21 protein-coding genes are annotated in these 22,879 nt (G+C 46.2%); 19 read left to right on the top strand and 2 right to left on the bottom strand.

The window, feature by feature from the left end:
• Positions 1–109 precede the first annotated feature (109 nt).
• Together G9F75_RS09565 and G9F75_RS09560 are read left to right on the top strand one after the other, a co-directional pair.
• Positions 110–889: a patatin family protein gene (locus tag G9F75_RS09565; RefSeq protein WP_167409072.1), complete on the top strand. Its 780-nt coding sequence runs from the start codon at positions 110–112 to the stop codon at positions 887–889.
• Between the two features lie 5 nt (positions 890–894).
• Complete coding sequence (locus tag G9F75_RS09560; RefSeq protein ID WP_012117493.1) at positions 895–1,917, top strand: SepM family pheromone-processing serine protease; 1,023 nt, start codon at positions 895–897, stop codon at positions 1,915–1,917.
• 18 nt (positions 1,918–1,935) lie between these two features.
• Here G9F75_RS09560 and G9F75_RS09555 read toward each other — a convergent pair whose 3' ends face one another.
• Positions 1,936–3,183: a nucleotidyltransferase gene (locus G9F75_RS09555; RefSeq protein ID WP_021493721.1), complete on the bottom strand. Its 1,248-nt coding sequence runs from the start codon at positions 3,181–3,183 to the stop codon at positions 1,936–1,938.
• 208 nt (positions 3,184–3,391) lie between these two features.
• On the opposite strand from G9F75_RS09555, the gene G9F75_RS09550 reads away from it, so the two are divergent.
• From G9F75_RS09550 to gerR, 3 genes are all read left to right on the top strand, one after another.
• Positions 3,392–3,910: a YceD family protein gene (locus tag G9F75_RS09550; protein ID WP_007611260.1), complete on the top strand. Its 519-nt coding sequence runs from the start codon at positions 3,392–3,394 to the stop codon at positions 3,908–3,910.
• Between the two features lie 21 nt (positions 3,911–3,931).
• Positions 3,932–4,111 (top strand): 50S ribosomal protein L32, encoded by a 180-nt coding sequence (gene rpmF, locus G9F75_RS09545; RefSeq protein ID WP_003154457.1) that lies wholly within the window; start codon positions 3,932–3,934, stop codon positions 4,109–4,111.
• A 158-nt stretch (positions 4,112–4,269) separates the two neighbouring features.
• Entirely contained in the window at positions 4,270–4,845 is a 576-nt protein-coding gene (gene gerR / locus G9F75_RS09540; RefSeq protein WP_003154450.1) for a sporulation-specific transcriptional regulator GerR, read from the top strand.
• Positions 4,846–4,885: 40 nt separating this feature from the next.
• On the opposite strand, the gene G9F75_RS09535 is transcribed toward gerR, so the two are convergent.
• Positions 4,886–5,368: an N-acetyltransferase gene (locus G9F75_RS09535; protein WP_012117497.1), complete on the bottom strand. Its 483-nt coding sequence runs from the start codon at positions 5,366–5,368 to the stop codon at positions 4,886–4,888.
• 162 nt (positions 5,369–5,530) lie between these two features.
• On the opposite strand from G9F75_RS09535, the gene G9F75_RS09530 reads away from it, so the two are divergent.
• The 14 genes from G9F75_RS09530 to G9F75_RS09465 all read left to right on the top strand — a co-directional run bounded on the left by G9F75_RS09530 (position 5,531) and on the right by G9F75_RS09465 (position 22,584).
• Positions 5,531–6,412 (top strand): 2-dehydropantoate 2-reductase, encoded by an 882-nt coding sequence (locus G9F75_RS09530; RefSeq protein WP_029973504.1) that lies wholly within the window; start codon positions 5,531–5,533, stop codon positions 6,410–6,412.
• A gap of 86 nt (positions 6,413–6,498) precedes the next feature.
• A complete protein-coding gene (gene bshC, locus G9F75_RS09525) occupies positions 6,499–8,118 on the top strand; it encodes a bacillithiol biosynthesis cysteine-adding enzyme BshC (RefSeq protein WP_029973503.1) in 1,620 nt (539 codons plus the stop codon).
• 125 nt (positions 8,119–8,243) lie between these two features.
• On the top strand, positions 8,244–8,675 hold the full coding sequence (mraZ, locus tag G9F75_RS09520) for a division/cell wall cluster transcriptional repressor MraZ (RefSeq protein WP_007409703.1): 432 nt from the start codon (positions 8,244–8,246) through the stop codon (positions 8,673–8,675).
• 69 nt (positions 8,676–8,744) lie between these two features.
• Complete coding sequence (gene rsmH / locus G9F75_RS09515; RefSeq protein WP_007409704.1) at positions 8,745–9,680, top strand: 16S rRNA (cytosine(1402)-N(4))-methyltransferase RsmH; 936 nt, start codon at positions 8,745–8,747, stop codon at positions 9,678–9,680.
• 39 nt (positions 9,681–9,719) lie between these two features.
• The gene (gene ftsL / locus G9F75_RS09510) at positions 9,720–10,073 is read left to right on the top strand and encodes a cell division protein FtsL (protein ID WP_003154442.1); all 354 of its coding nucleotides are present in this window, start codon (positions 9,720–9,722) and stop codon (positions 10,071–10,073) included.
• Between the two features lie 6 nt (positions 10,074–10,079).
• Complete coding sequence (gene pbpB / locus G9F75_RS09505; RefSeq protein WP_167409071.1) at positions 10,080–12,224, top strand: penicillin-binding protein 2B; 2,145 nt, start codon at positions 10,080–10,082, stop codon at positions 12,222–12,224.
• A 113-nt stretch (positions 12,225–12,337) separates the two neighbouring features.
• Positions 12,338–14,257 carry a stage V sporulation protein D gene (locus G9F75_RS09500; protein ID WP_014417716.1) on the top strand — a complete coding sequence of 640 codons (1,920 nt, stop codon included), beginning with the start codon at positions 12,338–12,340 and terminating at the stop codon, positions 14,255–14,257.
• A 195-nt stretch (positions 14,258–14,452) separates the two neighbouring features.
• Entirely contained in the window at positions 14,453–15,925 is a 1,473-nt protein-coding gene (locus tag G9F75_RS09495; RefSeq protein ID WP_017417733.1) for a UDP-N-acetylmuramoyl-L-alanyl-D-glutamate--2,6-diaminopimelate ligase, read from the top strand.
• Between the two features lie 107 nt (positions 15,926–16,032).
• The gene (gene mraY / locus G9F75_RS09490; protein WP_021493718.1) at positions 16,033–17,007 is read left to right on the top strand and encodes a phospho-N-acetylmuramoyl-pentapeptide-transferase; all 975 of its coding nucleotides are present in this window, start codon (positions 16,033–16,035) and stop codon (positions 17,005–17,007) included.
• Positions 17,008–18,363, top strand: a complete 1,356-nt coding sequence (gene murD, locus G9F75_RS09485; RefSeq protein WP_167409070.1) for a UDP-N-acetylmuramoyl-L-alanine--D-glutamate ligase — start codon at positions 17,008–17,010, stop codon at positions 18,361–18,363. It abuts the gene before it with no gap.
• Between the two features lie 58 nt (positions 18,364–18,421).
• Complete coding sequence (spoVE, locus tag G9F75_RS09480; RefSeq protein ID WP_003154430.1) at positions 18,422–19,522, top strand: stage V sporulation protein E; 1,101 nt, start codon at positions 18,422–18,424, stop codon at positions 19,520–19,522.
• A 116-nt stretch (positions 19,523–19,638) separates the two neighbouring features.
• Positions 19,639–20,730: an undecaprenyldiphospho-muramoylpentapeptide beta-N-acetylglucosaminyltransferase gene (gene murG / locus G9F75_RS09475; RefSeq protein WP_063636626.1), complete on the top strand. Its 1,092-nt coding sequence runs from the start codon at positions 19,639–19,641 to the stop codon at positions 20,728–20,730.
• Between the two features lie 25 nt (positions 20,731–20,755).
• Complete coding sequence (gene murB, locus G9F75_RS09470; RefSeq protein ID WP_014417720.1) at positions 20,756–21,667, top strand: UDP-N-acetylmuramate dehydrogenase; 912 nt, start codon at positions 20,756–20,758, stop codon at positions 21,665–21,667.
• Between the two features lie 128 nt (positions 21,668–21,795).
• On the top strand, positions 21,796–22,584 hold the full coding sequence (locus G9F75_RS09465; protein WP_021493717.1) for a cell division protein FtsQ/DivIB: 789 nt from the start codon (positions 21,796–21,798) through the stop codon (positions 22,582–22,584).
• Positions 22,585–22,879: the final 295 nt, after the last annotated feature.

Below are 22,879 nucleotides of genomic sequence, written 5' to 3'. Positions count from 1 at the left end.
GGCGGCCGGGCAAGTACCTATTTGTCATCCTGTACTAATATACGAGCATAGGGGTTCAATTTAGACCATAGAATTCATGTATAGGATGTCTATTAGGGGGTTCGTCGCGTTGGCCAAACCTACAATCGGGTTAGCGTTAGGTTCGGGAGGGGCAAGAGGCATCGCTCATCTCGGAGTGTTATCCAGTTTACATAAGCATGAGATTCCAATTGATATGATTGCCGGCAGCAGCATGGGAGCATTAGTCGGGAGCTTTTATGCGGCCGGGCATGACGTGGCCACGATGAAAAAAGTCGCTAAAGCATTTAAACGGCGGCTGTACGCGGATTATACGATGCCGAGGCTTGGTTTTTTAAAAGGAGACCGCATCAGGCAGCTCGTTCATGCCTATACGTACGGCAAGCCGATAGAAGAACTGCGGATCCCGCTCGGCATTGTGGCCTGCGACCTTCAGACCGGCGAAAAGCTTGTTTTTACGAAAGGTTCAGTATCCGAAGCCGTCCGAGCGAGCATCAGCATACCGGGCGTTTTCGTCCCGCAAAAAATGAACGGACGTATGTTAGTCGACGGCGCGGTGGTCGACAGAATACCGGTTTCCGCCGTAAAAGATATGGGTGCTGATATCGTCATCGCCTCTGACGTATCCCGGGTGAAAAAAACGGAAAAGGCGGCACATATTTTTGATGTAATCATGCAAAGTATGGATATACTGCAAAATGAATTGGTCCGTCACCAGACCATTGCCGCAGACGTCATGATCCGCCCTTCTCTTGAATCATTCAGCTCAAGTTCTTTTGCCAACATTGATCATATGATCACAGCGGGCGAAGAAGCCGCAGACCGGATGATCGGCCGGATTAAACAAGAAATAGAGAACTGGGAGGGCTAACTCATATGAAAGCAAAACATTTTCGCTGGGTGTTTATCATCCTGATCTTATTAATCGCTGTTACATTTATTAAGCTTCCGTATTACATCACACAGCCGGGAGAAGCATCAGAGCTGAGACCGCTGATTAAGGTGGACGGAGGCTATCCTGAAAAAGGAAGCCTTTCCTTGATGACTGTCAAAGTAGGCCCTGCCAATCCGTATACATATCTTTGGGCGAAAGTGCATCCTTACGATGAAATCGTCCCTGACGAAAGCATAAAAGAAGAGGGCGAATCGGACTCGGATTATATGAAGCGCCAGCTGCAAATGATGAAAAGCTCCCAAGAAAACGCGGTCATTGCCGCTTATCAAAAAGCCGGGAAACAGGTGAAATACTCATTTAACGGCATTTATGCCAGCTCAGTCGTCTCTGACATGCCGGCAAAAGGAAAAATAGAGGTCGGTGATAAAATCATCAGCGCGGACGGGAAAACATACGAATCCGCTGAAAAGCTGATTGATTATATCAGCAGCAAAAAAGCGGGGGAAAAAGTAACGTTTCACATTGAACGGGACACGAAAGAAAAGACCGTTGACATTGTGCTGAAATCATTCCCGGACGACCCGAAAAGAGCGGGAATCGGCGTCGCGTTATATACGGACCGGAACGTGAAAGTGAAGCCGGATCTTCATTTCAGCATTGAAAACATCGGCGGGCCTTCTGCGGGTCTCATGATGTCTTTAGAAATTTACAACCAGCTGACAAAACCTGACGAAACAAAAGGCTATAATATAGCCGGAACGGGGACAATCGACGTGGACGGCAAAGTCGGACCGATCGGCGGAATCGATCAGAAAGTCGTCGCCGCAGACAAAGCGGGAAAAGATATTTTCTTTGCGCCGAATCAAAACGGAGCTGAAAATTCTGATTACAAAAATGCGGTAAAAACGGCGAAAGCAATCAAGTCCGATATGAAGATCGTCCCTGTCGACACCATGCAGGACGCACTTGACTATTTGGATCAGCTGAAAGTAAAAAGCACCTGATACAGTCAGGTGCTTTTTTTACGCATTCAAAAAACGCTTTTCGTCTTCATCATAGCGGATCGGGGCTTGTGAAAATTCCTGCTTCTCAAACAATGTGCGTTCAGGTTCTTTTATCGGCAGGCTGTAAACCCGTCCCGCCAGTATGTCCAGATCCAGAGCGGGATGAGAGAAAGAAGAGAGCTTGCTGACGAGAGGTGCGGTAAGCTCTTTTTTCTTTGCCGACAGGTACGCCTGTCCTTTTTTCGTCATTCCGAGAAGACGGATATAAGGAGCGCTTGAAGGCTGCAAGAGCCGATGCATGTCTTCTTTTTTCGTCCGTGTCAGAATGTGCGTGTTCATCCGCTGCAGCCTCGTCCACGTGTATCGTTTTGTTTTCAATCGTTCCATCATTTCGCGATAGGATCGGGCTTGTCTGATGGTGCGCAGAATTCTGTGCTCAAGGCCTTCTTCCACTTCATAGATTCGGCTCAATTCTTCAGCGGAAAGAGTGCTGAGGCTGTATTTTACATATGAAAAATAGTCTTCCGTGCTGTGCCATATTCCGTATGAATTTCTGTATGCCTCCAGCTGACGCGCAGATGCTTCCGGGAGAAAGCTCTTTGCGGCCGCCGTTCCTTTTTCTATCAGCGCTCTCCGGATGCTTGTTGCGCTGGCTATCCGGCTGTTATCTCCGGGAAGCTCGGCGTCATGATATTGGGAAGCGATTCTGGCTGTTGTATAAGGCTTCATAGCGGAACCGGAGGTGTGTATCGCTCTAACGTAGTGAAAACCGAGAATATTGTTCGGCTTGGACAAATCGAGCATGTCCCGCCCTTTGAATATGTGTGAAAAAGCTTTTGAGGCGGCGGCAGGATAGCTGAGACCCTTTTTCAGCTCCTCTTTCAGAATCAGGCTGCAGTCATCTTCCTTTCGGCTGAACGCTTCAGACGCTTCAATAAAGGGTTCGATCCGCCCGTTTTCGCTGCCGAAAAACAAGCTGCTGCATCCTAAATGATGAAGAAGCGAAACGCTGCCGCGCGCGAATAATTCCGCTTTTTGTACGGCATATATATAAGGGAGCTCAATGACGATATCCACGCCGTTTTCCAGCGCCATTTTTGTCCGGGCCCACTTTGAGACGGCGGCCGGTTCCCCGCGCTGCAAAAAAGGGCCGCTCATCACCGCCGCCGCGACGCTGCTGTCCGTTTTGATTTTTGCTTGTTCCGCATGATAGCGGTGTCCGTTATGAAAGGGATTATATTCAACAACCAGGCCGACTGCTTTCATATTTGTCCCGCCTTTCTTGCTATGTTTTGCTTCGTGTGGTACATTTGCAAATGAAGTGCATATTTTAGTCCGTTTCGTTTAGTGTATGCATAGCCTATCCGGCTGTCAACGATTGCATGACGGCGGCATTATGCTGTAAAGAAAAAATATTGACAAAAACATTCTGAAAAGCTATAATCATGTTTGTTGCTTTCCTGAGGTGATACAAATGAAATGGACGATTTATCAGCTTCATCAAATGGCGAAAAAGAGCTTTGAATTTGATGAAACAGTTGAGTTAAATGAGCTGACAAAATTGAATTCTGACATCCGCCGCATTTCTCCTGTCCGGGTGAAGGGTCGCGCGGAGATTGAATCCAAGCAAGTTTCGTTTGACTTTACGATTTCAGGCGAAATGGTTTTGCCGTGCTCAAGAACTTTAGTTGATGTGCCGTATCCATTTACAATCGCGACAAAAGAACTGTTTAGATTTCATAAGTCGGATGATATAGAAGATGAGGACGTTCATATTGCTGAAGACGATATCGTCGACTTAACTCCGATCATAAAAGAAGAGATTCTTTTAGAAATTCCTATGCAAGTCTTTTGTGAAACTGAACAAAAAGAAGGAGCCGCTCCCCAAGTGGGGAAGGATTGGCAAGTGATTTCTGAGGAAGACAAGAAAAATCAAATCGACCCCAGACTTGCAGATCTGAAAAAGCTCTTAACACAAGATGATGAATCTTAACTCTTTAAGGAGGTGGGAATAATGGCTGTACCTTTTAGAAGAACTTCTAAAATGAAAAAAAGATTGCGCCGTACACATTTCAAACTAAATGTACCTGGTATGACAGAATGCCCGTCATGCGGAGAGATGAAATTGTCTCACCGTGTATGTAAAGCATGCGGATCATACAACGGCAAAGACATAAATGTTAAAAGCAATTAATGTATGAAGAAAAGCGCGGGAATCTCGGTTCCTGCGCTTTTCTTTTTTTTTGCCCCTCCGGCCTGCTTCCGCCGAAAAAATTGTGAGCGCCAGTAGTCTATCTAATCTATCAGCGGCATATGTATGAGGTAAATGAGCAAATATGGAGGGAGATACGATTGACGATAACGAGACAAGACGCGTGGACGCAAGATGAAGATTTGCTGCTGGCCGAAGTGGTGCTCAGGCATATTCGGGAAGGCGGGACCCAGCTTTCCGCTTTTGAAGAAGTCGGCAGAGCGCTGACGAGAACGGCTGCCGCCTGCGGGTTCAGATGGAATTCTTATGTCAGAAAACAATATCAGTCAGGGATAGAACTTGCGAAAAAACAGCGGAAGGAATTAAGAAAGCAGATCGGGGTGCATTCCGCCAATCTGCCGGGAACCGTCAAACAGCCTCCGATCCGCAGGGCGGAAGGAGAAAAAGAGCTGTCCATTGATGATGTCATTTTGTTTCTGCAGCAATTTAAAGAGTCGCCGGCCGCAGCGGATGTGCGTCATGAAAAAGAAAAACTCACAGAACAGCTGACCGCGCTGCAAAAAGAAGTCGAGGATCTGCGTGAGGAAAATGAAAGCTTGAGAAACAAGCTGGAGATGACGGAAGAAGATTATAAAGCGTTAATTGACATTATGGACAGAGCGAGAAGGATGGTAAATTCAAAAGAAGACGACAGAAAATCGGCGCAGAGCCTGTAAAATGAACCGGCCTGGGGGCGGCGGCCCGGCCGGTTTTTTATTATGCCGTTTCTCCGGATGTCATTTCACCGTCCATATCGGGATGCCAGATATAAGGATTTTCTCCTTTATCACGCGCCATATCATATTTAACGGGCTCAAAATTCATCTTATCCCAGAAATCTGCTGATTTCATGCGTGAATTTGTCCTGATCGGCATTCTGAAGGATTTTGCAAAATCAACAAGCGCTTTTCCGTATCCGTTGTTTTGATAGCCCGGAAGAACCTCAAGCTTCCAAAGTTCCAAAAAGTCCTGACGCTGATCAAAATACGGATTCGTGCCTCCGTTTACCTGATATAAACTCATTCTCGCCACTAGTTTATCCCCGAAGTAAATCCCGTAAAAAGGCGAGGTGCTGTCATTTTCAATGATATTATCCTGAAGATCTTCAAGCATCGACAGCTCCTGCATCCCGTATTCCTTAAACCTTTTAAATTCTTCGAGTGTCTTAAAGTTGATGAGCAGTCGCTCTATTTTCAACACAAACTCCCCCTTTGTTGTGTTCTACCATTATTGTAAACGCTTTAATTGAAAATTCCAACTATAATATGCTTGCCAGTCTTTTTGCTCAAAACGAAATTGAAGTAATTTGCGGCGGCTTCTGCTATGATAATATGGAAAAATGCAGATATAGGGTGTGACAGTGTGAAAATCGGAATTATCGGCGGCGGAGCGGTAGGCCTTTTATGTGCTTACTACTTATCGTCCCGCCATCAGGTAACGGTCATTACGCGGCGGACGGAGCAGGCTGATGCGATTAACTCAGGCGGTATACGGCTTTTGAAAGACGGAATAGAATGTACGGCGGCATGCAGAGCGCAAACAGGCATCACTTCCGGATTCGACCTTTTAATCGCAGCCGTTAAACAGCATCAGCTCAGTGCTGTGCTGCGGGACCTTGAGACGATAAAAGGGACGAATGTGCTGTTTTTGCAAAACGGTATGGGACACATACACGACATGAAAGATTGGCATACGGATCATTCGCTTTATGCCGGCACTGTTGAGCACGGAGCAAAAAAGATATCAGATCATGCCGTTGAACATACGGGAGCGGGAGCCGTAAGATGGAGTGTATTCAGCGCATCCCGGCCGGAAACGCTCAAAAGCATCTTTTCCGGCATGCACCGGGATTTTCCCGTATATGATGAAAACGACTGGTATCGGCTGTTAACGGGAAAACTGATCATAAATGTATGCATCAACCCGTTAACTGCATTGCTGCGCGTGAAAAACGGAGAGCTGTTAAGAAATGATGCTTACAAAAAGTATATGAGAAACGTATTTGAAGAAGCGGAGACAATTCTTGGCCTCGCCGATAGAGAAAAAGCGTGGAACAAGGTTTGCGAAGTTTGCAGACTGACGGAAAAAAATCATTCTTCCATGCTCGTCGATATCATGGCAGGCAGGCGGACAGAGGTTGATGCGATTATCGGCTACCTTGTAAAAGAAGCGGAAAGCCGCGGATTGCCGGCCGTTCATCTCACGTTTTTACACCGCAGCATAAAAGCGTTAGAAAGAAACTGAAACAAAGTCTTTTGAGGTTTTCCGGTAACATGCTATACTCATTTCGGAAACCTAACTATTTATTGGAGAAAGGAAGTTCCAGACAGATGCAGCTAACTGAACTTTCCATCAAAAGTCAAAATAAGTTTGTGCAGCACTATATAGATGGAGAAAACATGTCTTCATTTTTTGATTATGATATTCATTCAGAGGACGTATGGCAAAAGCGGCTCCATGACTTGTCTTCGCGGCCGTTTGCCAGAGAGGAATTAGCGGATTATTTATCCTCCTATCACGAAAAATTTCACTCCGCCGCCATGCAGGCCTCCATCGAAAAACTGAGAGATCCAAAAAGCGCAGCGGTTGTAGGCGGCCAGCAGGCCGGTCTTTTAACGGGGCCTCTTTACACCATACATAAAATTATCTCCATTATCGTACTTGCCAGACAGCAGGAAGAGGCGTTACAGATTCCTGTCGTTCCGATTTTCTGGGTGGCGGGTGAAGATCACGATCTGGAAGAAATCAATTTTGTGCATACGTCAACAGAGAATAAAGGTCCGGTGAAACAGAAACTGCCGCAGTCGTACTGGAAAAAAACATCGGCGGCTAAAACCGAGCTTGATCAGGAAAAATGCGCGGCTTGGATTGATGAAGTGTTCGCTGCTTTTGAGGAAACGGATCACACAAACACACTCCTTCAAAACGTGAAGCGATGTTTACGCTCATCAGAGACATTCACGGACTTTTTTGAGCTGTTGATCGCCGACTTGTTTCAAGAAGAAGGCCTTATTCTGTTGAATTCGGGAGATCCGGGGATTAAAAAGCTGGAAACGGGTATGTTTCAGCAGATTTTAAAACACAATCATGAGCTTGCCAAAGCCGTTTCAGACCAGCAGCGTTTTATGCGGGAAGCCGGTTATCACCCGATTATTGAATCGGACAAAGATCAGGCCAATCTGTTTTACGAACATGAGGGAGAGCGTTTCTTAATTGAAAAAGAAAACGGCGTTTTTATGATTAAAGAGCTTGACCTGAAGTGGACGAACGACGAGCTTCATACCCATATGGAAGAAAAACCGGAATGTTTCAGCAATAACGTTGTGACAAGGCCGCTTATGCAGGAGTTTCTCATCCCGACTCTGGCGTTTATCGCGGGACCGGGGGAGATCAATTATTGGGGGGAGCTGAAGCAGGCTTTCTCATTAATGGGCTTTCGCATGACGCCGGTAGTGCCGAGACTGAACATTACGATTCTTGAGCGCCATATTGAAAAGAAGCTTTCAGAACGGAATATCCCGCTTCAGGAAGCGATCGAACACGGCACCGGACACCTGAAAGACAATTATTTTGAAGAGCAGATTCCGGAAGAGTTTTCTTCTGTAATGGAGCAGGCGAAGTCGCAGATTGAAGCTGTCCATAAAAGCGCAAGGGACGAAGCGCTGAAGGTCGATTCAAGCCTTGAGCCGCTCTTACAGAAGAATGCCGCTTTCATTCAAGATCAGCTCTTGTTTTTAGAACGGACGGTAACGAAAAGAATTGAAGAAAAAGAAGGCTTTGTGCTGCGTGACTATGAAAGAATCCAAAACAGCATCAGACCGCTCGGCGCTCCGCAGGAACGGATTTGGAATGTGATGTATTATCTGAACCGCTACGGTCCAAAATTCTTCACAACCTTCAAACATCTGCCATTTTCTTTTCAAAACCAACATCAGATTGTCAAACTTTGAAATAAAGTTTTAAAGAACCCTGAATAGTTCAGGGTTTTTTTTTATGTGTAAACAGTGTAAAATGAGGTTGTGGAGAGAAGTGGCGGATAGTGGTGAGTTTAGGGGAGAAAGTGGGGGTCCTTATCATGTTTATGGGTGAATACCGGCATACTGTTGATGCAAAGGGCCGCATGATCGTACCCGCAAAATTCAGAGAAGGCCTCGGTGAGCAGTTTGTGCTGACCAGAGGACTGGACCAATGCCTTTTCGGCTATCCGATGAATGAATGGAAGCTGATTGAAGAAAAGCTGAAGGCTCTGCCGCTCACCAAAAAAGACGCCCGCGCATTTACCCGATTCTTTTTTTCCGGTGCGACCGAATGCGAACTGGACAAGCAGGGAAGGGTTAATATTGCGTCATCTCTTCTGAATTACGCAAAACTGGAAAAAGAATGTGTTGTCATCGGGGTTTCCAATCGAATTGAATTGTGGAGTAAGGTAATATGGGAACAATACACAGAAGAGCAAGAAGATTCATTCGCTGAAATTGCTGAAAACATGATTGGATTTGATATATAATGGATCTTCGTGCATCACAACAACAACTGACAATTCAATTCATTCCTGATAAAGGTGGGACCGACACAAATGTTTCAGCATAAGACAGTACTTCTTCGTGAAACCGTCGACGGTTTAAATATCAAACCGGACGGAACCTATGTGGACTGCACCCTTGGCGGCGCCGGGCACAGTACATATTTATTGCAGCAATTATCGGAAAAAGGACGCTTGATCGCCTTTGACCAAGATGACACAGCACTTGAAAACGCAAAGAAAACATTGTCCGAATACAAAGGACAGCTTATTCTGGTGAAAAGCAACTTTCGTTATTTAAAAGAGTGTTTACATGAACACGGCATTACGAGTGTTGACGGAATTTTATTTGATTTAGGAGTATCCTCTCCGCAGCTTGATACACCGGAACGGGGATTCAGCTATCATCATGACGCACCGCTGGACATGAGGATGGACCAGTCGGCCGCCCTTACGGCGAAAGAAGTCGTAAATGAATGGCGGTATGAGGACCTTGTGAGGATTTTCTTTAAATACGGAGAAGAAAAATTCAGCAAGCAGATCGCCCGAAAAATTGAAGAGGCTAGAGAAAAATCGCCTATTCAAACAACCGGCCAACTGGTCGATCTAATAAAGGACGCGATACCGGCTCCGGCGAGAAGAAGCGGAGGTCATCCGGCCAAACGTGTATTCCAAGCCATTCGAATCGCCGTAAACGACGAGCTTCAAGTATTTGAAGAGGCCCTCTTGCAAGCGATAGAGGTGCTGAAGCCGGGCGGAAGGGTGTCTGTGATCACTTTTCACTCGCTGGAAGACAGAATGTGCAAGACGACATTCAAGGAAAAATCATCACTTCCCGAACTGCCTCCGGGTCTTCCCGTGATACCGGAAGAATTTGAACCGGAATTAAAACTGATTACGAGAAAGCCCATTACGGCATCAAAAGAGGAGCTTGAAGAAAATAACCGCGCCCGGTCAGCGAAGCTCCGCATTGCGGAGAAACGAAAATAACGGGCAGCAAATGACAACATTAAAGGAGGTCATCAGCCTATGAGCAACTTAGCTTACCAGCAGGAAAAACAACAACGGCCAGTGATAAGTCCCGAAAAAAAGGTGATTGTCAAAAAGAGGGCTTCCATTACACTCGGGGAAAAGGTGCTGCTCGTCCTGTTTGCCATTGCCGTTCTCTCCACATCAATGTTTATCGTATCAAAGGCATACGCGGCGTACCAATCCAATATTGAGGTGCAAAAACTGGAGGAGAAAGTATCTGAGAAGAATAAACAGATCGGTGATCTCGAAAAGACGGCTGCTGACTTAAGCCAGCCGCAGCGCCTGATGGATATCGCCAAAAAGCACGGTTTGAATCTGAAAGATAAAAAAGTGAAAAACATACAGGAATGATAACCCATGCCGAAAAAAAATAAGTTTATGAACAGAGGAGCAGCGATACTCAGTATTTGTTTCGCTCTCTTTTTCTTTGTCATTCTCGGGAGAATGGCGTACATTCAATTAACCGGTAAAGCAAACGGTGTAGAACTTGCAACAAAAGCGACCGAGCAGCACGAAAAAAAGCGGACGATAGAAGCGAGCCGCGGCTCTATTCTTGACCGGAACGGCAAAGTGCTTGCAGAGGACACGGCGACATATAAGCTCATTGCAGTGCTTGATAAAAAGATGACGACCGACAAGAAGCATCCTCAGCATGTCAAAGACAAAGAGAAAACGGCGGAAAAACTGGCGACCGTTATCAATCTTGATAAAAGCAAGATTCTGGACATCTTAAACAGGGATGGCGCGAAGCAGGTGGAATTCGGTTCAGCCGGCCGCGATATCTCTTATGCGAAAAAACAAAAGATCGAAAAAATGAATCTTCCGGGTATTTCTTTCTTAAGAGATACGAAGCGCTACTATCCGAACGGCATATTTTTGTCAAATGTTCTCGGCTATGCCGATGTGAATGAAAAAACAAACGAGATACAAGGCTCTTTAGGGCTTGAAAAAATACTGAATAACTATCTGACGGAACGCGACGGATCCGTCACTTACGAAAGTGATAAATCCGGCTGGAAACTTCCGAACAGCAAAGAAAAAATCACCGCACCTAAAAACGGTGACAATGTATATTTAACCATTGATCAGAAAATTCAAACCTTTTTAGAAGACAGCATGACGAAAGTAGCGGAAAAATATAAACCGAAAAAAATTATGGCGGCTGTCGTAGAACCGAAAACAGGCAAAGTGCTTGCGATGGGGCAGCGTCCGAGTTTCGACCCGAATATCAGAAACGTCACCAATTATTACAACGACTTAGTGTCGTACGCGTATGAACCGGGTTCAACGATGAAGATCTTTACGCTTGCCGCGGCGATTCAGGAAAATGTGTTTTCTGCAAACGAGAAATATAAATCAGGAACATATAAAGTGGGAGGCAAACCTGTTAAAGATTGGAACGAAGGCGCCGGTTGGGGTATGACAAGCTTCCGTGACGGCCTCATGAGGTCATCCAATGTTGCTTTCGCCAAACTGGCCAACGAAAAACTGGGGTTTGACCGGTTTAATGAGTACCTGCACAAATTCGGGCTCTATCAAAAAACAGGGATTGATCTGCCCGGTGAAGTATCAAGTAAAATTAACTACAAATATGATTTTGACAAAGCGTCTACGGCTTACGGCCAAGCATCGGCGATAACGCCGATCCAGCAGCTTCAGGCCGTCACGGCGATTGCCAATAACGGCAAAATGATGAAACCTTACGTCATTGATCATATTGTCGACCCCGATACGAAAAAAGTCGTCAAGCAGACAAAACCAGAGCAAGTAGGCACGCCGATTTCAGCCGATACGGCGAAAAAAGTCCGGAACCTGCTCGGAGAAGTCGTGACGTCAGACATCGGAACGGGAAAACCTTATAAAATTGAAGGATTTGACGTCGCGGGTAAAACGGGAACCGCGCAAATCGCCGGGACGGGCGGATATTTAAAGGGAACGAGCAACTATGTGTTTTCATTCATGGGCATGGCGCCGAAAAATGATCCTAAGCTCGTCATCTATGTAGCCGTGCAGCAGCCGCAATTAAAAGCGGGCCAAAGCAGCACTGATCCTGTCGCGGAAATCTTTAACCCGACGATGAAAAACAGCCTCCACTACCTGAATATCGAACCGACGGAAAAAACAGATTCCGGTCAGGAAGAAACGAAAAGCCAAAAGATGCCTGACCTGACAGATAAGACGGTCAAGAGCGCTGAGAAGGAAGCGAAAAATGAACATCTCACACCGATTGTCATCGGCAGCGATGTTGCCGTAAAAGAGCAGTATCCGACAGCTGGAGAAGATGTGATCACCAATCAGAAAATCTTCTTAAAAACAGACGGAAAGATGACGATGCCGGATATGTCCGGATGGTCGAGACGGGAAGTGCTTCAATTCAGCAAAGTATCAGGCATTCACATTGATGTGAGCGGTGAAGGTTACGCTTCAAGCCAAAGTGTGAAAAAAGGAAAAGAACTGAAAGAAAATACCGTGATCAAGGTGAAATTTAAAAATCCTGATTAACGGGACAGAGAAGTCCGCGGATGCCCGCGGGCTTCTTTTTTATGCGCCGCCGTTCTATGTGTCCAAGCTGAGGCATAAATTGAAACAAGCCTAAATAAGGAGTGGACGGTCCCTTGCGCGTTTCAAATGTAACGGTTCGAAAACGTTTATTACTGGTTTTGCTTTTTGGCGTAATCATTTTTTTGATCATTGACAGCAGATTAGGCTATGTCCAATTTGTGATGGGAGAAAAGCTGACTTCACTGGCTAAGGATTCCTGGAGCCGGAATTTGCCGTTTGAGCCTGAGCGGGGAGAGATTCTTGACCGAAACGGCGTGAAGCTGGCTACTAATAAAAGCGCGCCGACCGTCTTTGTCGTACCGCGCCAGATCCAAAATCCCATAAAAACGGGCAAGCTTCTCGCGTCAGTTTTAAATATGTCGGAAGAGAAGGTCTACAAACACATTACTAAGAAAACCTCCATAGAAAAAATCTCACCCGAGGGTCGGAAAATTTCCAATAAAAAAGCGAAAGAAATCAAAGCGCTCGACTTAAAAGGGGTTTATGTGGCTGAAGACAGCATCCGCCATTATCCGTACGGAAGCTTTTTGTCCCATGTTCTCGGTTTTGCCGGTATTGATAACCAGGGCCTTCTCGGATTGGAGGCTTATTATGATGATGACTTAAAAGGTGTAAAGGGATCTGTGAAATTTTATACGGATGCCAAGGGGAAGAAAATGCCTGATGAAGCGGATGATTACAACCCTCCGAAAGACGGACTTGATATGAAATTGACGATTGATGCCAAGGTTCAGACGATTATAGAAAGGGAGCTCGACAATGCAGCGGCGAAATATAACCCGGACGGAATGATTGCGGTCGCAATGAATCCGAAAAACGGGGAAGTGCTCGGCATGTCAAGCCGTCCTGATTTTGATCCGGCTGACTATCAATCGGTGGATCCGTCCGTTTACAACCGGAACCTGCCGGTATGGAGCACATATGAACCGGGTTCGACCTTTAAGATTATTACGCTTGCGGCGGCTCTCCAAGAGCAAAAAGTAAACTTGCAAAGAGACCACTTTTATGACAAAGGATTTGCCGAGGTCGACGGCGCCCGCCTCCGATGCTGGAAAAAGGGCGGCCACGGTTCGCAATCTTATCTTGAAGTCGTTCAAAATTCCTGCAACCCCGGGTTTGTACAGCTGGGGGAACGGCTCGGAAAACAAAAGCTGTTTCAATATATTAAGGACTTCGGCTTTGGAAAGAAAACAGGCATTGATCTGCAAGGGGAAGGAACGGGGATCTTATTCCCGCTTGACAGAGTCGGACCGGTCGAACAGGCGACAACCGCTTTCGGACAAGGGGTTTCCGTCACGCCGATTCAGCAGGTGGCAGCCGTTTCCGCGGCAATAAACGGCGGAACGCTTTATACTCCGTTTATCGCCAAAGAGTGGGTTGATCCCGTTACGAAAAAAACCGTTAAGAAACAATCGCCGATTGCGAAAAGGCAAGTTATTTCCCAGGAAACGTCAAAGCAGATCAGATATGCTTTAGAAAGCGTCGTCGCTCAGGGAACGGGGCGGAATGCCTTTGTGGAAGGATATCGCGTCGGCGGAAAAACAGGTACCGCACAAAAGGTTAAAGACGGCAAATATCTCGAAAACAACCATATCGTCTCCTTTATCGGTTTTGCGCCGGCTGATGACCCGAGCCTTGTCGTATATGTCGCGGTTGATAATCCGAAAGGTACGATTCAATTCGGGGGAACCGTCGCCGCGCCGATTGTCGGAAATATGATGAGAGACAGTCTGCCTGAGCTCGGCGTCAAACCGCGAAAAAATCAAATCGAGAAAAAATATCAATGGAACGACACAAAAACAATAGAGGTTCCGAATGTTGTAGGGATGTCTGTCTCTGATCTTGAGTCGCTGCTTGTCAATTTGAATATAGACTCCTCAGGAAAAGGAAGCAAAATTGTGAAACAATCACCTGCAGCCGGAACGAAAGTAAAAGAAGGCTCAAAGATCCGTGTTTACTTGAGTGAAGAATGAGTCTTTTTGAGGCAGCCGATTGTTTTCGGCTGCCTCTTATCATAAAGAGAAAAAAAGAAGATAACTTTTAAGATTAACTGGATGTATCCTTTTATTTACGCTAAAATATGAACTGTATGTTTAAAAGCCATTCTGACTTTTATAAACGGTTATCATGATAAAAGAATGAATAGAATTTCTGAGAGGTTTGATACAATGAAACTTACAAAGCTGCTTACATATTTAATGGCCGAACCTGTTCAAAATGACTTTCATGACCCTGACATAACTTCAATTGAGATGGACTCCAGGGAAGTGAGAAAAGGGAGTCTTTTTGTATGTATAAAAGGGTATACGGTAGACGGACATGATTTCGCCCAAAAAGCCGCAGAAAACGGCGCAGCGGCCATCGTTGCCGAGAAAGAGCTTGACGTCGATGTTCCTGTCATTATCGTCCGCCGGTCACAGCGGGCGCTCAGCGTTCTTTCTGACGCGTTTTATGGGCAGCCGACAAAGCAGCTTCAGCTTATCGGCATCACCGGCACAAACGGCAAAACATCAACGACGCACATGGTTGATGAGATTTTCAAAAAAGCGGGAAGGCAGACCGGTTTAATCGGAACGATGTACATTAAAATCGGGGATGAGACATTCCCGGTCAAAAATACAACGCCCGAAAGCGTCACACTGCAAAAAACGTTCAAGAAAATGAATGATGAGCATGTTGACACAGCTATTATGGAAGTGTCTTCTCACGCTCTGTCACTCGGCAGGGTTCACGGCTGCGATTATGATATCGCCGTATTCACGAACCTGACGCAGGACCATTTAGACTATCACAAGACGATGGAAGACTACAGACAGGCTAAAAGCCTCCTGTTTTCCCAGCTGGGCGGCTCCTTTAACCACGAAAAGCCGAAGCGGGCCGTTTTAAACGCAGATGACAAAGCCAGTGCTTATTTTGAAAAAGTGACGGCGGCGCACATCCTTACATACGGAATCGAGAACGATGCCGATGTCATGGCGAAACAAATCGAGATCTCTGCGCAAGGCACAAGCTTTGAACTCGTTACGCCAAAAGGAACAAAGCAGATCACGGTTTCACTCGTCGGCCGCTTCAACGTGTATAACGTACTGGCTGCAGCGGCGACAGCGATCGCAGCGGGACTGCCGTTTGATACGATCGCAAGCGCTCTTGAAGAGCTTCAAGGTGTCAGAGGCCGGTTTGAACTGGTGAATCATAATCAGCCGTTTCCTGTGGTCGTCGATTACGCGCACACGCCTGACAGTCTTGAAAACGTTCTGAATACATGTAAAGACATGACAGAGGGCAAGCTTTTCGTCGTCGTCGGATGCGGCGGAGACCGGGACAAAACGAAACGCCCGAAAATGGCGGAAATTGCGGTGCGGATTGCCGACGAACCGATTTTCACTTCAGATAACCCGAGAAGCGAGGACCCGCTGGCCATATTAAGAGATATGGAAAGAGGGGTAGAAGGCACCTACTATCACAGTATCGCAAACCGCGAGCAGGCTATCTTTTTTGCCATTGCCAACGCGAAAAAGGGAGATGTGGTTCTGATTGCCGGGAAAGGGCATGAAACCTATCAGCAGATCGGCAATGAAACATTCGACTTTGATGACGCCGAAGTAGCGGGTAGAGCTATTGTTGAGCTGAATAAAAAGTAAAACAGGAAAGAGTGTTAGAATGAGGGAAATGAAAAGAATTACGGGGACACAATGTGAATATGATAAATACGTATGTCGTTTGAACGAAACGGGAGGAGAAAAGAGCAATGCTTGAGCAAGTGATTTTATTTACAATAATAATGGGATTTTTAATCAGTGTTCTGATATCTCCGATTCTTATCCCGTTTTTAAGACGTTTAAAATTCGGCCAAAGTATCAGGGAAGAGGGGCCGAAATCACATATGAAAAAATCAGGGACGCCGACGATGGGCGGAGTCATGATTATCTTATCCATCGCCATTACGGCGATTGTCATGACGCAGAAATTTTCGCATCTGAGCGCGGAAATGTTTCTTCTGCTGTTTGTCACGATCGGATACGGCCTGCTCGGCTTTCTGGATGACTATATTAAAGTAGTAATGAAACGGAATCTCGGATTGACGTCGAAGCAGAAATTGATCGGCCAGATCATTATTGCCATTGTATTTTACGGAGTATATCATTATTGCCATTTTTCAACCGGCATCAGGGTGCCGGGCACACATCTGTCAATCGATCTCGGCTGGGGATACTTTATCCTCGTTCTCTTTATGCTTGTCGGAGGTTCAAATGCTGTCAACCTGACAGACGGTCTGGACGGTCTCTTGTCCGGTACCGCGGCTATCGCATTCGGCGCTTTCGCCATCCTTGCGTGGAACCAGTCACAATATGACGTTGCGATTTTCTCGGTTGCCGTTGTCGGCGCCGTTCTCGGTTTTCTTGTATTCAACGCCCATCCCGCCAAGGTATTTATGGGGGATACCGGTTCGCTTGCGCTCGGAGGAGCGATCGTGACCGTTGCCATTCTGACGAAGCTTGAAATTCTGCTCGTCATTATCGGCGGAGTATTTGTTATTGAGACCTTATCTGTTATCTTACAAGTCATCAGCTTTAAAACGACAGGAAAACGAATCTTTAAGATGAGTCCGCTTCACCACCATTACGAATTGGTCGGATGGTCTGAATGGAGAGTTGTCGTCACATTCTGGACTGCGGGACTGCTGCTTGCCGTTTTAGGAATTTACATCGAGGTGTGGTTATAAGTGGAAAACGAACTTTTTTTGCAAAAACAAAACTTTCTGGTCCTCGGACTGGCGAAAAGCGGATATGCGGCTGCGTCGATTCTTCATGAAAAAGGCGTTAACGTCGTCGTGAATGATCAAAAAGCCTTTGAAGAGAACGAACCTGCCCAAAGGCTTTCAGAAAGAGGAATTGAGGTCACCTGCGGTGAGCATCCGACGTCACTTTTTGATCAGCATCACATCACCATTCTGATCAAAAATCCCGGAATCCCGTATGAAAATATCATGGTGGAGGAAGCGCAAAGAAGAGGCATCCCGGTCTGGACGGAAATCGAGCTTGCGTATTATATCACCAATGCAAAATTCATCGGCATTACAGGTTCAAACGGGAAAACAACAACGACTACCCTGATTTATGAAATGCTGAAAGCTGACTCGATAAAGGCGCTGATCGCAGGGAATATCGGCACTGTCGCCAGTGAAGTGGCTTATCATGCTGACGGTGATGAATGGATCGTCACAGAGCTTTCTTCGTTCCAGCTTATGGGGACTCATGCGTTCAGACCTGAAATCGGCCTGATTTTAAATGTGTTCGACGCTCATTTGGATTACCATCACAGCCGTGAAAACTATGAAAAAGCCAAGCAGAACGTGTATCTTCATCAGATTGAGAGCGATACGGCCATCGTGAATCAAAGCGATGAAACAGTCGTGCGGCTTGCCGAAAGCGGAAAAGCCGGCACCGTTCCGTTTTCAGTTCACCAGGAACTGTCAAGCGGCGCATTCATTAAAGACGGAATGCTGATGTTCGGCAATGAAGCGATTCTGCCTGTTGATGACATCGTACTGCCGGGCGCGCACAATTTAGAAAATATATTGGCCGCTGTAGCCGCGGCAAAAACGGCGGGCGCGTCTAATAAAGCGATTCAGAAGGTGCTGACAAGCTTTACCGGAGTCAAACACCGTCTGCAGTATGTAACTGCGATCCAGAATCGTAAATTTTATAATGACAGCAAAGCGACGAATATTTTGGCCACAAGCAAAGCGCTCTCCGCATTCAAAGCACCGGTTATTCTGCTTGCAGGCGGACTGGACCGCGGCAACGGTTTTGACGACCTGAAACCGTATATGGACAATGTCAAAGCGGTCCTGACGTTCGGACAGACAGCGCCGAAGATAGAAAAACTGGGCAATGAGCTGGGAATACAACATGTCAAACGTGTCGATAATGTTGAACAAGCAGTATCTGCGGCGTTTGCGCTCTCAAATGAAGGAGACGTCATCCTCTTGTCACCCGCGTGTGCAAGCTGGGATCAGTTCAAAACATTTGAAGAACGCGGTGACATGTTTATAGATGCCGTGCATATGCTTAAGTAAGGGCTTGTCTCTGTTCATCGGCAGCCCTAAATGACTTATGCTTGGGGTGTCGATTGCTTTGACTACTAAAAAAACAGCGCCTGATTTGTTATTAGTTATCATTACGTTATTGCTTTTAACAATAGGATTAATTATGGTCTACAGTGCAAGTGCAGTATGGGCGGATTATAAATTTGACGACTCGTTTTTCTTCGCGAAACGGCAGCTGCTGTTTGCGGGGATCGGCGTCATTGCCATGTTTTTCATTATGAATGTGGATTATTGGACATGGCGCACATGGTCGAAGCTGCTTCTGATCATTTGTTTTTTTCTGCTTGTGCTTGTGCTGATTCCGGGAGTCGGAATGGTGCGGAACGGTTCAAGAAGCTGGATCGGAGTGGGAGCGTTCAGCATTCAGCCTTCGGAGTTTATGAAACTCGCGATGATCGCGTTTCTGGCTAAATTTCTTTCTGAAAAACAGAAGAATATTACGTCATTCAGACGCGGATTCGTTCCCGCGCTCGGAATCGTGTTTTCTGCATTTATTATTATTATGTGCCAGCCCGACCTGGGAACGGGGACGGTAATGGTGGGCACGTGCATCGTGATGATTTTTGTTTCCGGTGCGCGAATCGCTCATTTCGCGTTTCTCGGACTCATCGGTTTAAGCGGATTTGCGGCGCTTGTTCTGTCCGCTCCTTATCGGATTAAACGGATTACCTCTTACTTAAACCCGTGGGAGGATCCGCTTGGAAGCGGATTTCAGATCATTCAGTCGCTCTATGCCGTAGGTCCGGGCGGTCTGTTCGGGATGGGGCTGGGCCAAAGCCGGCAAAAGTTTTTTTACCTGCCGGAGCCGCAAACCGATTTCATTTTTGCTATTTTATCTGAGGAACTCGGCTTTATCGGCGGTTCGCTCATATTGCTGCTGTTCAGTATTTTATTATGGCGGGGCGTCAGGATTGCCCTCGGCGCGCCGGATTTATACGGAAGCTTTGTCGCCATCGGTATTATTTCTATGATAGCTATTCAAGTCATGATTAATATCGGCGTTGTGACGGGGCTGATCCCGGTAACAGGAATTACGCTGCCGTTTTTAAGCTACGGAGGCTCATCACTGACGCTGATGCTCGCAGCGGTCGGCGTGCTTTTAAATGTCAGCCGGTACTCGAGGTATTGATCTGTATCTTGCCTCATCACTCATGATTTATTCGTTATCTATAAAAAAACAGACAACATCAATAACCCTGTCCTAAAAAACAGGGTTATCGCTATGTGATTAAGGGGGACATACGAATGCGTATTGCAGTAAGCGGAGGCGGAACCGGAGGACATATTTATCCGGCCCTGGCCTTTATTAAAGAAGTTCAGCGCCGGCATCCGGATGTGGAATTTTTGTATATCGGAACAGAGAACGGTCTTGAGAAAAAAATTGTTGAACGGGAAAATATTCCGTTTCGCGCCATTGAAATTACAGGTTTCAAACGAAAACTTTCTTTTGAAAATGTAAAAACCGTCATGCGTTTCTTAAAAGGCGTGACGAAAAGCAAATCATATTTAAAAGAGTTTAAACCGGATGCCGTTATCGGTACAGGCGGCTATGTATGCGGTCCGGTTGTATACGCGGCGGCAAAAATGGGGATTCCGACGATCATTCATGAGCAAAACAGCCTGCCCGGCATCACAAATAAGTTTCTCTCGAAATATGTTAATAAGGTGGCAATTTGCTTTGAAGAGGCAAAATCGCATTTTCCTGCTGAAAAAGTTGTGTTTACGGGAAACCCGAGAGCCTCTGAAGTCGTCTCAATTAAGACAGGCCGCTCATTAACTGAGTTCGGGCTGAAAGACAATCAAAAAACGGTGCTCATTTTCGGCGGAAGCAGAGGCGCGGCTCCCATTAACCGTGCCGTTATAGAGATGCAGGAAGAATTGAAAACGAGACCTTACCAAGTCCTTTATATTACCGGGGAAGTGCATTACGAGAAGGTAACGGCTGAGCTGAAAGGCGGAAAAGCCGCTGATAATATGGTGACAAAACCGTTTTTGCACCAAATGCCGGAGTACTTACAATCAATTGATGTCATTGTGGCAAGAGCCGGAGCGACGACGATTGCGGAGATCACCGCTCTCGGCATTCCGAGCGTGCTTATTCCGAGCCCGTATGTGACAGCCAATCACCAGGAGGTCAATGCGAAGGCGCTCAGCCAGCATGACGCTGCAATCGTACTGAAGGAAACCGAGCTCAGCGGAGAAAAACTGATCGCTGCGCTGGACAAAATCGTCATGAATGAAGAAACCTTAAAAGACATGAGTGAGCGGACAAAATCACTCGGTGTTCCGGATGCGGCAGCCAGACTGTACAGTATCATGGAAGACATAAAAAAATAGAGCAAATGGAATGCGGAGGTTTATGATGGAGAACGTAATTCAGGAATTAAGAGACCGCGAAGTCGGCAAAGTGCTGGAACAAGAACCGCTCGCGAACCATACAACGATGAAAATCGGCGGTCCGGCGGACATTTTGATCATCCCTAACCGTGTGGAAGCGGTCAAAGATATTATGGATATTGTGAAGAAACATGATCTGCCATGGACGGTTATCGGCCGCGGTTCAAATCTGCTCGTGCTTGATGAAGGCATAAGAGGAGTTGTCATCAAACTGGGCGCGGGTCTGGATCATTTGGAGATTGACGGTGATCAAGTGACGGTCGGAGGCGGCTATTCGGTCGTCCGGCTTGCGACTTCCATGAGTAAAAAAGGAATGTCCGGTCTCGAATTTGCAGCGGGCATTCCCGGATCAATCGGCGGAGCCGTCTATATGAATGCCGGGGCGCACGGATCTGATATGAGTGAGATTCTTGTGAAAGCCCGTATCTTATTTGAAGACGGCACAATCGAATGGCTGACAAACGAAGAGATGGATTTCAGCTACAGAACGTCTGTTTTGCAGAAAAAACGCCCCGGTGTCTGTCTCGAAGCAGTTCTTAAGCTTGAGCAGAAGGAACGGGAAGCCATTACGGCGCAAATGCAGCAGAACAAAGATTACAGAAAAAATACTCAGCCGTATTCAAGCCCATGCGCCGGAAGCATATTCAGAAATCCGCTGCCGAATCATGCCGGAAACCTCGTTGAAAAAGCGGGATTAAAAGGACATCAGATCGGCGGAGCGAAAGTGTCCGAAATGCACGGCAATTTTATCGTCAATGCCGGCGGAGCGACTGCCAAGGACGTTCTCGACCTGATTGAGTATGTGAAAAAGACAATCCGTGAGCAGTATGATGTTGACATGCATACAGAAGTTGAAATCATCGGAGGGAATCGTTAAAAGGTTCTCTGATTACATGAGCTCATGTGATATACTTTTAACAAATGTCAAACGGCATCACAGCATGCCGTTTGTTTTTCAATCAGACGAATGTCAAGCTGTTTCATTCTTAGTGAGGTGGACAGGCAGTGAACCCAAATCATGAAAGAGAAAAAATCGTAAATATTGAAGAGCGGATTCCGAAAATCAAAGAGCAGCGGAAACAAAAAGCAAACCGCCGGCTGATTTCATTCATTGTGCTTTTTTTTATGATGGTGCTGATCATCGTGTACTTGCAGATGCCGATCAGCAAAGTGTCTTCTGTCACCGTTTCCGGAAACGAAAACGTGTCTGTAAAAGAGATCAACGCGCTTTCTGATATACATAACGGACAAACCGAGTTCTGGAGTCTGAACAAGAAACAAACAGAAGAAAAGATTGAGCAGAATAAGCTGGTGAAAAAGGCGGAACTTTCAAAAGTATTTCCTAACAAAGTCAGCATTCACATTGAAGAATACAAGACGATCGCGTATCTGCAGCGACATGATGTGTATTATGAAGTGCTCGAGAACGGCACTGTGCTGCCGAACGAAGTCACGCCGGATGACGCGGGCCCGATTTTGGTTGACTGGACAAACGCGAAAAAGCGGGTCAAAATGGCGGAGCAGCTTGATAAGCTTTCCGGTTCGCTAAAGCAGTCGATTTCTGAAATCTATTATACACCGGTAAAAATGGATCAGGACCGGATCAAGCTGTATATGAACGACGGGTATGTAGTTACCGCTTCTATTAAAACGTTTGCCGGCCGGATGAAGACCTATCCTTCTATCGTTTCCCAGCTGGACGGCGGGAAAAAGGGGATTATCCACTTAGAAGTCGCTACGTATTTTGAAGAATTTAACAAAGGTAAATCCGCCAAGAAAAAAGAAAATGATTAATAGTTCTAAAGAACTAATTTAAAGGTGATTCAAAAGAATCTATTACAATCAGCGGGGCAGCCGATATAACCGATAGCGGAATCATTATGACTATGTTTGTTTTTGCCCGGGATATGGCTGCCGGACAAGCGGAAAATTCTCAATGCAATGGGCGTGTCTTCTGCAATGAGCATTGCATTTGGAATTTTCCTCCTGTTTCTTCTTTTTTCGGATGTTTCTGGCAATATCTATAGCTTTTCTGGAGGTTCATCTTAGTGTAGACTAATGGAAAGCGGGTATATTTGCATCTGGTTTG

It is taken from the genome of Bacillus sp. EKM208B (genome assembly GCF_011800725.1).
GTDB lineage: Bacteria > Bacillota > Bacilli > Bacillales > Bacillaceae > Bacillus > Bacillus velezensis.
Note: the sequence above shows the minus strand (reverse complement) of the source record. Positions and strands in the feature narration are given on the sequence as shown.